The organism is Alteromonas sp. AWQ4_252 (assembly GCF_056158205.1).
Map to the genome: position 1 here is coordinate 4,102,339 of NZ_JBSWSV010000001.1, position 13,754 is coordinate 4,116,092.

Annotated in this window: 12 protein-coding genes; 6 read left to right on the forward strand and 6 right to left on the reverse strand. The window is 45.7% G+C overall.

Translation table 11 applies throughout. From position 1 onward, the window contains the following. Nucleotides 1-22: 22 nt before the first annotated feature. The 3 genes from prsK to ACXACM_RS18025 all read right to left on the reverse strand — a co-directional run bounded on the left by prsK (nucleotide 23) and on the right by ACXACM_RS18025 (nucleotide 5,250). Complete coding sequence (prsK, locus tag ACXACM_RS18015) at nucleotides 23-2,050, reverse strand: XrtA/PEP-CTERM system histidine kinase PrsK (protein WP_474823476.1); 2,028 nt, start codon at nucleotides 2,048-2,050, stop codon at nucleotides 23-25. A gap of 39 nt (nucleotides 2,051-2,089) precedes the next feature. Continuing rightward, nucleotides 2,090-3,214 (reverse strand): beta-ketoacyl-ACP synthase III, encoded by a 1,125-nt coding sequence (locus ACXACM_RS18020; RefSeq protein ID WP_474823477.1) that lies wholly within the window; start codon nucleotides 3,212-3,214, stop codon nucleotides 2,090-2,092. Between the two features lie 242 nt (nucleotides 3,215-3,456). Continuing rightward, a complete protein-coding gene (locus ACXACM_RS18025; RefSeq protein WP_474823478.1) occupies nucleotides 3,457-5,250 on the reverse strand; it encodes a choice-of-anchor I family protein in 1,794 nt (597 codons plus the stop codon). Between the two features lie 270 nt (nucleotides 5,251-5,520). Here ACXACM_RS18025 and ACXACM_RS18030 point away from each other — a divergent pair, with 270 nt between their 5' ends. Next, nucleotides 5,521-6,318: a M48 family metallopeptidase gene (locus tag ACXACM_RS18030; RefSeq protein WP_474823479.1), complete on the forward strand. Its 798-nt coding sequence runs from the start codon at nucleotides 5,521-5,523 to the stop codon at nucleotides 6,316-6,318. A gap of 80 nt (nucleotides 6,319-6,398) precedes the next feature. Here ACXACM_RS18030 and ACXACM_RS18035 read toward each other — a convergent pair whose 3' ends face one another. Next, nucleotides 6,399-7,244: a mechanosensitive ion channel family protein gene (locus tag ACXACM_RS18035; RefSeq protein WP_474823480.1), complete on the reverse strand. Its 846-nt coding sequence runs from the start codon at nucleotides 7,242-7,244 to the stop codon at nucleotides 6,399-6,401. A gap of 735 nt (nucleotides 7,245-7,979) precedes the next feature. Here ACXACM_RS18035 and ACXACM_RS18040 point away from each other — a divergent pair. From ACXACM_RS18040 to ruvX, 5 genes are all read left to right on the forward strand, one after another. Next, entirely contained in the window at nucleotides 7,980-8,708 is a 729-nt protein-coding gene (locus tag ACXACM_RS18040; protein ID WP_474823482.1) for a 16S rRNA (uracil(1498)-N(3))-methyltransferase, read from the forward strand. A gap of 82 nt (nucleotides 8,709-8,790) precedes the next feature. Further along, nucleotides 8,791-10,212, forward strand: a complete 1,422-nt coding sequence (locus ACXACM_RS18045) for a GAF domain-containing protein (RefSeq protein WP_474823483.1) — start codon at nucleotides 8,791-8,793, stop codon at nucleotides 10,210-10,212. An 83-nt stretch (nucleotides 10,213-10,295) separates the two neighbouring features. Beyond that, complete coding sequence (gshB, locus tag ACXACM_RS18050) at nucleotides 10,296-11,261, forward strand: glutathione synthase (protein WP_474823484.1); 966 nt, start codon at nucleotides 10,296-10,298, stop codon at nucleotides 11,259-11,261. Beyond that, a complete protein-coding gene (locus ACXACM_RS18055) occupies nucleotides 11,258-11,824 on the forward strand; it encodes a YqgE/AlgH family protein (RefSeq protein WP_474823485.1) in 567 nt (188 codons plus the stop codon). The genes gshB and ACXACM_RS18055 overlap by 4 nt, the downstream gene beginning before the upstream one ends. Further along, on the forward strand, nucleotides 11,817-12,248 hold the full coding sequence (gene ruvX / locus ACXACM_RS18060) for a Holliday junction resolvase RuvX (RefSeq protein WP_474823486.1): 432 nt from the start codon (nucleotides 11,817-11,819) through the stop codon (nucleotides 12,246-12,248). Before ACXACM_RS18055 ends, ruvX begins: the two co-directional genes overlap by 8 nt. Before the next feature lie 51 nt (nucleotides 12,249-12,299). Here ruvX and ACXACM_RS18065 read toward each other — a convergent pair whose 3' ends face one another. Then, nucleotides 12,300-12,626 (reverse strand): putative signal transducing protein, encoded by a 327-nt coding sequence (locus tag ACXACM_RS18065; protein ID WP_474823488.1) that lies wholly within the window; start codon nucleotides 12,624-12,626, stop codon nucleotides 12,300-12,302. A gap of 6 nt (nucleotides 12,627-12,632) precedes the next feature. After that, on the reverse strand, nucleotides 12,633-13,748 hold the full coding sequence (locus ACXACM_RS18070; RefSeq protein ID WP_474823489.1) for a PilT/PilU family type 4a pilus ATPase: 1,116 nt from the start codon (nucleotides 13,746-13,748) through the stop codon (nucleotides 12,633-12,635). Nucleotides 13,749-13,754: the final 6 nt, after the last annotated feature.

Sequence of the window (13,754 nt, forward strand, 5' to 3'; positions counted from 1 at the left end):
TGACTACACAAAAGGCGTGCTGTTAATCCAAAGGAAACGCCAAGGTAAAACAGCTGCCTTTTCCCACTTCACTTTCCACCGACAATTTTCCGCCTACCGATTGCATATAGTTTTTGGCGTCGTATGCGCCAATTCCCATACCGGCATTACCTTTTGTGGTATCGAAGGGTTTAAACAATCGTTGCTCTATAAAGGATGCGTCCATGCCACACCCATTGTCTTGTATTTGTACTATTTGTTGCTGATTAGCCTCATCAGTATCCAGCACAATGTGCACATAGCCGTCATCATCCGTAGCCTGCTGTGCATTGCTAATTAGATGATACATGACATTGGTAAACTTTTCTGGATCCACTACCACTTGCGCTTCACTGTTAACCTGAATGGCAGGCTGAGGTAACAACGTCTGACACCGGGCTTCAATGAGTTTCGTTATTAACGCAGACAGTGTGTGGGCAGAAAAAGCGCCTGGCTCTTCGACCTTTTTCTCTGTGAGTTGTCGAAGCATTTTATCCATCCTCGCTTTTGTATAATGCAAGGTTTCGAATGTATCTTCAATAAACTCTGGATTATCTTTGTGCTTTTCTGCGTTACAGAGAATTAAGTCAATCTGTGCCAACACATTTTTTAAATCGTGTAGAACGAAAGCCGACATGCGATTGAATGCAGCAAACTGAGCATTTTCAGCAACCGCGTTCGCTGCTTCATGGTGGTACAAATAGGTACCCACTTGTTCTGTCACGGCGTTCAAATAATCCCGCACTTCCCAGTTCAGACTAAGCTGTTCGCCATCTTTGGTTTTTAATAGTGCAAAGCCCCAAATTTGCTCTCTGTTCAAAAGCGGCAAGACTAATTGAAAACGGCATTTTGATAGCGCGCTTCTATCCAGTTGAAGGCCATCGTATTCAAATGGCTTAGACACATACTCTTCGACATCAACCAACCAGGTCGTTTTCAGACAAAAAGGTGATAGTTGTCGCAGAATGTGCGCTTCCTCAGGCAGAAGTTTATCCATGCCAATGCACGCCACTGTTTCCAATTCCTTGCCGGCGCATTTTACCAACGAACCCTGTTCGTAATTAATTGCGCCTAGTACACCTTGCAAAGCAGAATGAAAAACACTGGCTTTGTCTTCATGAGCTGATGACAGGGCTTTCGTCAGTTTGACCCATTCAACCCGGTAATCGAACTGGTTCGCGAAAAAGTGCTTCGTGATGAAAACTTTAATGCGGGTGCGAAAACTGTTTGACAATACCACTGTAATCAGGAGTACCAACGACAGAACAATCAGGATAGTTTGGATGGTTGAACTCCACCCACCGCCAATATAATTGACAATGTAACCAGCCAGCGCCATAACCAGAAGGTAGATACCAGCGACCAATAACAAAGAACTGTGTAGAACCACTTCCCTTGAAATGAATATATCCACTCCCCAGTGCTTAATACGCCGAATGGCGACGATAAGCAAAGGCATCATGAGTAAATAGATGTACCCGCGAGAAATAACGTACACCAGTTCGATGTTGTTCACCATTGTGGCATTGGCATACATGACAAACTCGAACAGATGCATGGCACCTAAGTAAAGTACGAGAGGTTTGAAAGCCCACTGATTTTCACCTGCCTGGCGGTACATTACTTCAAGTAAAATTAATACTTCAAGCGACAACACCGTTAACATCAGGAACAGCCAATTCGGCGGTACGACAATTACTACGGGTAAAGCTAACGCGATTACCGGCGGCGTTAGAATTGCCAGGGTAGCGGGACGACGAAGCACATCCCATAGTGTGGCAAAATCATCCTGCAGGCAACCAGCGATGAATAACAGCCATATCATTTGTTTAAGGGTATCCGCCATAATCAAATGGTGGCCAGATACCGTGCCGAATAACTCAGTGATAAAACTAATGGACCAAATCATGGTCGCCATGGTTGCTAGCACCAGCAGGTGCTTTGCTAACCCCGACTTTCTCACCGTAAACAATAAAAGCAGCAATAACAGGTAAGCCACTGCGTTAATGCCATAACCAATGTCAGAAATCATAACTTCCCTTTTCTTTCCACCTGTTTAGCCGCTCTATTACTAGCGTTTTTGTATTACCAAGCTTCCGATAGAGTAACCTGCGCCGAAGGAACAAAGAACACCAACGTCACCTTGTTGCAAATCTTCATGGTGTAACGCGAAAGCAATGACCGAGCCAGCAGAAGCTGTATTGGCATAGCGATCTAATACTATAGGCGCTTCATCTGCATTGGCTTCGCGACCGAGTAAACGCTTGGCTATCAGTAAATTCATGTTGATGTTGGCCTGATGAAGCCACCAACGACGCACGTCAACCGGCGCTAAATCATGTTGTTTGAGATGGGTTTCAATATGGTCAGCTGCCATAGGGCAAACTTCTTTGAACACCTTTCTGCCTTCCTGATGAAACAGTTTATCTGCGCCATATGGGTCAACGTCATGGGCCCGGCTCATATAGCCAAAATTCGACCGGATATTATTTGAAAATTGGGTGACGGCTTTGGTACTGAGAATGTCAAAAATGTGCGTGGCATTTGCTGTACTTTCAGATTCCACCACAGTGGCTGTAGCCACATCACCAAATATAAAATGGCTGTCTCTGTCGGTATAATTCACCTGTGGAGAAACCAATTCAGGGTTTATCACTAGTACGGCACGTGCTGTTCCCGCTGCAACCATTTCATAAGCGCGGTGCATGCCAAAAGTGGCAGCTGAGCACGCTACCAGCATGTCAAAAGCAAAACCGGTAATTCCCAGTTTTTGCTGTACTTCAATGGCCACTGCCGGATAGGCCCGTTGCGTGTAGGCACATGAAACGATAACAGCATCGATATCTTCCGGTTTTTTATTCGCTGCTGCCAGGGCTTTTTGCGCTGCGAGTACGGCAATTTCCGCCTGATGAGACAACTCATCATCTCCGCGCTCGGGGATCACAGGGCGCATACGATTGATGTCTAACGCACCTTCCTTGCGATATATATAGCGCTGCTTGATACCCGAGGCCTTCTGGATAAAATCGGCACTGGAATGTGGTTTTGCAGCCATTTCTCCGGCATCTATTTCAGCTGCATGTTCAGCGTTAAATTTATCGGCGTAGGCGTTGTAACTATCGACTAACTCCTCGTTAGTGATCACGTGCTCCGGTGTCCATAAACCAACACCGCTAATTACGATCTTTTTAGGCATGTTTTTTTCTCTTTTTCAGCACAATGTTCATTGAGGGAAATACAAGGCAATGATGCCCTCTTGAAAGGAAACATTAGCTTCATACAAACATTAAGTGTGTAGCTTAGCGTTTTAGACACATAATGTCATGGCAGAAATAGTTGAAAGAGAAGGCAAGGCAAAAGAAAAAAGGGGGGCTAGATCGCCCCCTGGTATGTATTTTTTAAGATTTAGCAACTGTTGTGCTGAAGAACATCCAGCAACTAGTTAGCTGTCACCTGCCAGAGTGTGACTGAACCGCTGACCTCATTGCCGACAATCAACAGAGCTTCACCAGTTGGGCTCTCGTCTGCCGCTACAAAAACCAAAGATTCTGGTGCAAGATCACCTATTTCGTCATCCACGTCTAAGCCTTCGGTAAGATCGCGGTTAATAACGTATTCAGAAAACGTAACGTTGTAAGGGTTGGTAATGTCGTATACGAAAATACCGCCCATACGCTCTGTGCCGATAAATGCGTAATTTCTATCGCCAATCATACCCGTTGTGATCGCTTCTGGTTCAGGCCCTTTATTTTCTGAGCGACTATCCCCTTCGTTCTCATCATCACCGTTGTTAAAAGCGGCACCGTGAATGGAGGCAGTGATACGCTCAAAATCGTCACCAGAATCAAATACAACCTGACCGTTTTGATCCCAAATAGTGAATGAACGAGCGCCATAAGTGTATGCTGCATCGTATTCACCATCGCCGTCAGCATCACCCATACCAAGGGTTACTCGTAAATCATCAATTTCACCATTAGCCTGCAGCATAGCAAGGGGGGAATTTGTTTCTGCCGCGAGATCTTCCACTTTGACTTCATCGGTGTATGCCAAACAATCACCGTCGTCAAAATCTTGTCCACCTGCAGCTAAGCAAGACGCTTCGTCCTCGGCATCAAAAATATACTCCCGGGCATCACCTTCATTGGCGGTTAACAGGAATATTGCATCTTTCCACGACGTATGAGTAATAGTATCGGGCATGTAAACACCGTACAAACCATCGTACTGGCCAAAACTCACTTCACCGTTTTCCTGGGCATCAATCTGGTATGCCGACCAGTCTTTCACTCCGAGCCCGACCAAAGACACTGTCATTGCGGTTAAGTCAACGACTGCCAAACCATTGTTTTCCTGCAAGGTCACGTATGCCATGTCATTGGTGGCCGTGATGTACTCTGGTTCAAGGTCCTGGGCCACAGTCGTGCTGATCGTAACACCATTGATGGTGCGACCAGATGGGTTCGGAAACTGCATACCCATCGCTTCCAGATCATCTTGCTCAGTATTGAACGCTTCGAAAGTCAGCGTGGTTGCGGTATCTGCAGGCACGCCATCAGTAACGGTAATTACGCTGATAGAGCCTTCAGGGTCAATCGTGTAATCATCTGAAGGCTCACCTTCATTCGCGGTTAAGACTTTTGTGCCATCGGGAGTGAATGCGACGTTGTCTGGTAAGTTACCTACCTCAACAGCTTTTAAAAAAGTTGGCGTACCAGCATTAAGGCCAGTGTAAAACAGCACAAAACCATTGTCGCTTTTTTCATCTGCCGGAATAGCCACCGCTAGTAAGTCATCACTCACTGCAATGCTGGTAAGGCCGTCAAGGTCAACGCCATTGGCTTCGGTAGGCAGAGTGATAGAAGTGCTTGTCAGAGTATCAGCCGAAATAGGCGTATCGACGATGTCGCCGGTTAAATCTGCAATTGCAATCACTGAAACCGTATCTGATTCACCATTTGTTGCGTAGATAGTTTGCGTTGCTGAGTGATATTGTACAATTTCCGCTGCACCTTCACCGCCGACAACAGCACGCCCCACTACGTCAAGAGTGACGCCAAGTGAAGCATCAGCGCCATCAGCACCATTTGAGCCGTCAGCACCATCTGCACCATCTGCACCCTGCTCGCCCTGAGGTCCTTGCTCACCATCGTCGCCATCCAAACTACAGCCTGATACTGCAGCCCCTACGAACAATGCCAGCAGACCCATTTTAAACTTATTATCTATCATTATGTATTTCCCTTTTAACGAAACCGTGTCAATAAACACAAATCCATTTAACGTAAGGTCGCTACATGACAACTTGAAGACACTATTGTGACGAAAATATGACCACCTTAAAGGTTCAGGTAAGCACTATCGTTGAACCACATCAATGCTTTTTGCCATATAAGAACAAAAGCAATTTGCAATTTCACCGAGAAATGGAAATTGTAGATATGCATTGAGCAACGAACTACTATACTGCCTAACCAGGTAGTTACTGACGAAGGAAAGAATATGAGAATTGCAATGAAGCCACTGGCGCTGGTAGGTCTTGTTTCATTATTGAGCGCATGTGCCACATCGCCTACAGGAAGAAACCAGGTACTCCTGTATTCAGAGTCACAAATGGCCACCATGGGCGATCAGGCCTTTGCGAGTATGAAAGAAGAGTTACGTGTGTCCAGCAAGCAAGTGGAAAATTCCTATGTTCAGTGCGTCGCGAAATCACTTACCCCCCTGGTTCCCGATAGTGTTTTTAGCGGCGAGTGGGAAGTGGTCGTATTCGAAGACGAACAAGTGAATGCGTTTGCTCTGCCCGGTGGTAAAATTGGCGTATATACGGGCCTGCTAAATGTTGCTAAAACTCAGTCACAATTAGCTGCGGTTATCGGCCACGAAATTGGACATGTTATCGCTCACCATGGTAACGAACGCATGTCGACTTCCACCTTAACTAATCTCGGTACTCAAGCCGTTGCTCAGGTTATTGAATCGAATGAAGTCGCCTACAGCGGAGCTATTATGGCGGCAATTGGCATGGGCTCACAAGTTGCCATTACACTGCCCTTTTCCCGGGCTCATGAATCAGAGGCAGACTTAATCGGCCTTGCACTCATGGCGCAGGCGGGGTTTGATCCCAGGGAATCTGTGGATCTCTGGCAAAATATGGACGCAGCGAGTAACGGCCAGCGGCCTATCGAACTGCTTTCCACTCACCCGGCTCCCCAATCGCGAATAGAAAACCTGCAGGCTAACATGCAGGCAGCGTTAGCAGATTTTCAGCGATCAGCAAACCGGCCAACTTGTAAGTAAAATTAATTGCGCCAAATGCGCTTGAATGAAAAGCAAAAAAAACGCCACACGATTGTGGCGTTTTTTTATCAACAGCAGTATTACTTGCTGTCTTCGGTTTTGTGTAAGTGAACATCCATTTGTGGGAATGGAATTGAAATACCTTCTTGGTCGAAACGCAGTTTAACTGCTTCAGTGAAGTCGAATTTCACAGCCCAGAAGTCTGCAGATTTAACCCAGGGGCGAACCACAAAATTCACGCTACTGTCAGCAAGTTCTGAAACCGCAACTGTCGGCGCAGGCTCTTGCAAGATGCGCTCATCGGCAGCAACCATTTCCTGCAAAATTGCTTTCGCTTTTTTGAGGTCTGCGTCGTAACCGATGCCGACAACCATATCAACCCGACGAGTCTCTTTGGCAGAAACATTAGTAATGTTACCGCTATAGATAGCGCCGTTTGGAACGATGATTTCTTTATTGTCCGGCGTCGTCATTGTCGTGGTGAAAATGCCAATTTTGTTAACAACACCCGATGTACCGGCAGCTTCAACAAAGTTACCCGCTTTAAAGGGTTTAAATACTAATAGCATGACGCCTGCAGCGAAATTTTTCAGAGAGTCCTGCAGCGACAAACCAATTGCCAAACCAGCCGCACCTAAAATAGCGACTAACGACGTTGTATCAACGCCCAACTGATCCAGCGAGGCGACAATAACAAACAGCATCAAGATAGCACTGAGAATTGACTCCAGGAAATCAATCAGCATTTGCTCGTATTTAGATTTCGCCATAACGCGGCGGAATACGGATAATATTAATCCAACAACTATTCGACCAACCACGTAAATGGCAATCGCCATTGCAATGTTGATACCCCATGGAATCGCGTATGTATTTATATACCCTTCAATATCAGAAGCGGTAAACATTGTTAAATTTTCTTCCATTTGTCTTTCCTATTTTATTGTAATGCGAACCGTTGCACAGTGCGGGCTTAAGATATCAGCCAACCTGTATGGGGCGCAATAGCATCACCCCTGTTTATGGCATATACATTGGTATAAATATGCATGATGAAAATAAAGTTCTCAGGGAATAATATTTTTGTAATAGCACTTATCTACACTTCGAATCCGTAACAAAGTGTAGCGCCAAATCGCTGGTTTATTTTTAACCAATTGATTTTAGTGCTAATAACAAAATTGAATAATATGACAGTCGAGAATCGCTGGTATTTCTGTTTTTTTCGGCTATAGTCGATAGCACTTTTTTGATGCCACAGCGGCATTGAATTACAGGAAATACTAACTTGTTTCCGGGAAAATGAATTTTCTCTCTCAGCTTTTTATTACCAGGGTTCTGGTGGTGATTTTCGAAACAGGTTATTTAGCTATCGTTTCATCCGGTCTGCTAAACGAAGGGATTTTTTATGTTATTTCTATCTTTGCTATTCGTTGTTGTACTTGTTCTTCTTGCATTTGCATTAACCACTGATAAGGGCAAACACACCGCTTATGCCCGTAAAACAAATCCACCGACGAACATAAACAAGCTACAAAAGCCCTCCGGCGTTCAAGTTAATCAAAATTAAATTACCAGGAGCAAAGTCAGCTATCGTTATTGCGTCTGACTGGTTTGAGTCTGTATTATTGGCGTCGATTTTTGACTACCGGTAATTATGCATGCGAATACCTCGTTTGTTTCATCCACTTCCTATCAACATGGATGAAGAGTTCTCTCTTAGCGACGATGCAGCCCATCACGTCGCTAACGTTTTGCGACTGAAAGCAAACCACCCGGTGGTGCTTTTTAATGGCGATGGTAATGAATACAGTGCCGTTATCATTTCAGTTAGCCGTAAGAATGTAATAGTCGAAGCCGATGCCTGCCTGACCATAGGGAAAGAGTCTCCCTTACCTATTCATTTGGGTCAGGGTGTATCTAAAGGTGACCGCATGGACATGGTGTTACAAAAAAGTGTCGAGCTCGGCGTTACCGCGATTACACCAGTAATAACCCAGCGTTGTGCTGTCAAACTCGATGAAAAACGTTGGGAGAAAAAGTGGCATCAGTGGCAAAAAATCATCGCTGGCGCTTGTGAACAATGTGGCAGAAATACGCTCCCCACGTTAAGTCAACCTGTGACGCTAAATCAGTGGCTTGCTCAGTCCACACAGGCCCAGCGCCTTGTTTTAGCACCCGGAGCCCACACCGCCCTTTCAAAAACCCCTTATTCCAGCCAGGGTTACCGTCTGCTAATCGGGCCGGAAGGCGGCTTGTCAGATAACGAAGTACACCAATGCCAGGAAAGTGGTTACACCAGCGTGAGTATGGGGCCAAGGATCTTAAGAACAGAAACCGCTGCTCTGGCTTCAATTGCCGTACTTCAGTCAAATCATGGTGATTTATAATGATAAGAAAGTCTTAAGCTACTTGTTTTGTAGATGAAAAAGGGTTACAAAACTATTATTCAATCATAAATTGTCGTTAGCAATGAATCTTGTCTATTCATCGGCACTGCCCCAGTTTGCATCAGGTCGCAAAGAACTCGACAAGATTTACAGTACCTGCCTGGAAAAAATTTTGGAAGGTGCGCCACTCGCAAAAATTGTAGACCATTACTTAACTTTTCTCGAATCACATGATTCTCCTCATCGATTTGCCGTTACCCAACTTATTGATCAGGGAAAAACGTTATCGATTCTCGCTGCACCGTCACTGCCCGATCCAATATTAAAGTCTATACATCATCAACCAGTGCATGAGGCTTCCGGCGCATGTGGTCCGGCGGTGTTAAAACAGGTCCCGTTCTTTATCGCCAATATCGCTTCTCACGACAATTGGCAGGACTTCTCAGAAGGCGTAGGACAAAGCGGTATTTTTAGTTTGTGGTCGTTCCCTCTGCGCTATCAGGGAGAATGTCACGGCACATTTGTTGTCGCCGGGCCCCATAAGGGAAAACCCGATCCCCATTCAGTAACGCATTTTGAAAACGTCGCAGCCAATCTTGCAAAGGTGTTTGCCTTATGCGAGTCGCAACAGCGCAAAAGTCGCGAAGTATGGCAATTGACCCTTCAGGCTCAGCGGCAAGATGAACAAATAGCTTCGCTAAAGAGTACTTGCGAAAAGTTACTTGCTAAGCAATCACAGGTTGAATCTGCCTATGTGAAGCGTCCACTACCCAACGCTTTTCAAAATATGACAGACGGCTTTATTGAAGGTGTCCAAGATGCACTGAATGTAGCCAAAACCACACTGGCATTTCAACAGGTAGTCACCTCGCAAAGCAAGCAGCAACTTGAACAAAAAGTACTGAATAAGCAGGCATTGCTTAGCTACTATGACAGTGTAAGCCGCGCCTGCGATGAAGGCGCACAAATGATGTCTCATGCAATTTCACGAGTTGATGAATTAGCGTTTTATCTCAACCGGGTTACGCAAAACCCCACGCGCCTGGTGCACGTTGGTCAATTGATGTCATCCGTCATAGACGCTATTGCTGCTAATGATTGCCAAACGGTGTTCTTCTGCATCGACATCCCTGTAACACTTCAGTTTCGTCTTCCAGAAGGCACATTTACGCAAGTAATGTGCGAGCTAATCTTGAACATCTACCGTCACGCATTCCCAAATCGCAATGGGGGCAAAGCCTGGTTATCTGCGCAAGTGAACTGCAGAAATGATCGTCGCATCATGAAACTGGTAATTGAAGACCAGGGTGTTGGTATCGAAAAAGCCGTGTTCGAGCAAGCTATGCGACCGCTTACAGACATTCTTTATTCTCAGAATCATAACTTGCGCGGCCTATCAGCCTGTTACCATCAGATCACCGCTGAAATGGGTGGCACACTTTCTTGCGACAGTCGCCCTGGTGTGGGAAGCCGCATGGTAATATACCTTCCCGAAAGCCTTTAGCTGCCATTTCCCCATTTTATATTGATTTTAGCAATTATGACGCCATAGTAAGGTAATACTTAACTTCAACCGAGTACCCTGCCATGAGTTATACCGTTGGTTTCATAATGGACCCTATTGCACAGGTGAAGCCCCACAAAGACACCAGCTTCGCAATGATGTTGGAAGCGCAGTCGCGCGGAGCGACAGTGCTTTACATGGAACAAGCTGACCTTTTTTTAGACAACGGCAAACCCATGGCAACCGTCCGTGAAGTGAGAGTAAAAGATCAACCCTCTGATTTTTACACCCTCTCAGAAGAAAAAGTTGTTGGGTTAGGTGACATCAACGTATTGATGATGCGTAAAGACCCTCCATTTGACAGTGAGTTTCTCTACGCAACACATATGTTATCGCTGGCGGAGGCTGAAGGCGCCCTGGTCGTCAACAACCCCCAAGCGCTTCGCGACTTCAATGAAAAACTATTTACATCGTGGTTTCCATCGCTGATCCCTGCAACCCTGGTTACACGCAATGCCAAGCTCGTGCGTGATTTTCATAGCAAGCATAAAGACATCATTTGCAAACCACTTGATGGAATGGGTGGCGCTTCAATCTTTCGCGTGAAAGAAGACGGTAACAACCTGGGTGTCGTTATCGAAACATTGACAAAAAACGGTGTGCAACAGATGATGGTTCAAGAGTATTTACCCGCCATCAAGGACGGGGATAAGCGTGTACTTATCGTCGATGGTGAAGTAATGCCTTATTGTCTAGCAAGACTGCCCACTAAAGGTGAAACCCGCGGAAATCTCGCTGCCGGAGGTACAGGCCGCCCTCAACCAATTAGTGAATCTGATCGCGACCTGGCAAACGCTATCGCACCTGTATTGAAAGACAATCGTATTTTATTTGTTGGTCTGGACGTAATTGGCGATCGTATTACCGAGATAAACATTACCAGTCCTACTTGCGTAAGGGAGATAGAAGCGCATTACGACATTAGCATTATGGCAAAACTCTTTAATGCTATAGAAAAGAAACTGGCAAACAAAGGCGGTATTGGATGACAGAACTCACCTCACTACAAAATCATTTTCTTATTGCTATGCCATCATTGGAAGACGCTTATTTCTCCCGATCTATCACGTATATTTGCGAACACAATAGTGAAGGTGCAATGGGTATTGTAATTAATCAGCCATCTACAATGTCTCTCAAAGAACTGCTCGAACAAACCGATAAAGACGGATCCTTCGGCGACGACACCGCCGAACAAATAGTGTTGGCGGGCGGACCGGTTGGACAAGAACGAGGCTTTGTCCTGCACTCTGGCGAAGACGAGTGGGGTTCTAGCTTGTCACTGGCGCCAGGGATCACGGTCACCACCTCTAAAGATATTCTCACCGCAATTGGACACAATTCCGGCCCGGACCACGCCTTAATAGCACTTGGTTACGCAGGTTGGGAAGCCGGCCAATTAGAAGGTGAAATGCAAGAAAACGCATGGCTTACTGTAGAGGCCGACACTGACATTCTGTTTAATACGCCCATTCATAAAAAATGGCAGGCAGCGGTAAAAAAACTTGGAGTTGATATATGGCAGCTCACCCCAGAGATTGGTCATGCCTGACGCAAAGTCGCGCACGGTTCTGAGCTTTGACTTTGGCACCAAAAGCATTGGTGTGGCAGTGGGCCAGGAAATTACCGGCACTGCCTCCCCTCTTGCCGCCTTAAAAGCGCAAGACGGTGTACCCGATTGGCAAAAAGTTCAGGCAATTTATGATGAATGGCAACCGGATTTAGTGGTTGTGGGCTTGCCTCTTAACATGGATGGCACGGAACAAGCGGTAACGCAACTTGCTAAGCGCTTCGCAAATCGCTTACATGGCCGCTTCAACGTAAAAGTGCAAACCTGGGACGAACGCCTGTCTACCGCAGATGCTAAAGCCATGTTGTTTGAGCTGGGCGGCTATAAAAAACTCACCAAAGACAAGGTAGACAGTGTTTCTGCTTGCGTGATCTTCACAAGTTGGGCTGAAAACCAATACGGCTAAGCGGCCACATTATATTTCCCCCACATTGTTGTACATCCCTTGGCACAACTTTTAGCGCTCGTTATTTACCGTTTCCATTGGCGACTGACAGTTCCAGCAAATAGAGAAGTGCCCCTCGTTGTCTTCACCGCATGCAAAGCACTTCCACATCCTTATATCAGTGTTTTTAGTCAACAACTCGCTGATAATACTTTTCGCTTTGGCGTACCATTGTTCATCCAAGAGCCAGAGTTCTAATTGGGTCTCTTGCCAGGGTAATTCACCCATCGCACCACTGGCATACTCATTTTTCACCAAATAGGGAATGTTCAGTGCGTCCAATTCTGAACGCAGTTGCTGAAACAAAAACCTATCGTCGTGGGAAAAGAGTTTACGCACTACTTTTTAGTCATCCATATCTATAGATACACCTGACAAAGACCCCAGTTTGGTACCTTCATTGGTATCAAGTTTTATCATTAGCCGTAAATCGTTAGGAGAGTCAGCATGGTGAATCGCCTGGTCGTAGGTGATCCTATCTTGTCTATATAACTCATATAACGCCATGTCGAAGGTTTGCATGCCCATTTCTTTGCCTTTTTTCATGGCATCCTTGAGTTCACCAGTACGGTTACTTTGAATTAATTCAGCCACAAAAGGAGAATTGAGTAACACTTCGATGGCTGCAACTCTGCCCTTACCATCTTTTTTCGGCACCAATTGCTGAGCCACAATCGCCCGTAGGTTTAAACTTAAATCAAACAAGAGTTTATTGTGCATTTCTTTTGGCGCTAAATGCATAATACGCTCGATGGCCTGATTGGCATTATTGGCATGTAACGTTGCCACACAAAGATGCCCGGTATCGGCAAATGACATGGCATACTCCATGGTTTCCATTGAACGGATTTCTCCCAACAGAATCACATCTGGCGCCTGACGCAATGAGCTTTTCAGCGCGTCGTCAAAGCTCATGGTATCAATACCTACTTCACGTTGAGTTACTACACATTTACCGTGTTTGTGAATAAATTCAATGGGATCCTCAATAGTGAGAATATGTCCCTGGCTATTGTGATTGCGATGATCGATAAGGGCAGCAAGCGACGTGGATTTACCTGTACCGGTTGCGCCTACCATCAGCACCAACCCCCTTTTACTCATGATGATGTCTTTGAGCACGCCGGGTAAACCCAATTCATCAACCTTGGGGATTTCAGTAACGATTCGTCTAGCCACCATACCAATTGAATCACGTTGCCAAAATGCGCTGCAACGAAAACGGCCGACATTGGTAATGCCCACGGCAAAATTACTTTCTTTCAGCTCGTTAAGTTCACGAATATAACGCTCTTCCATTACGCTCTGTACCAGTTCCTTAGCCTGAAATTGAGACAGAGGTTCATCGGCCAACGGCGTTAGCTTCCCGTCTATTTTTGCACTAACAGGAAAACCGACGGTGATAAAAATATCTGAAGCGCCACGCTCGGTGGCCAGTTCAAAGTAAGACTGCAGTTTCACGCGCGC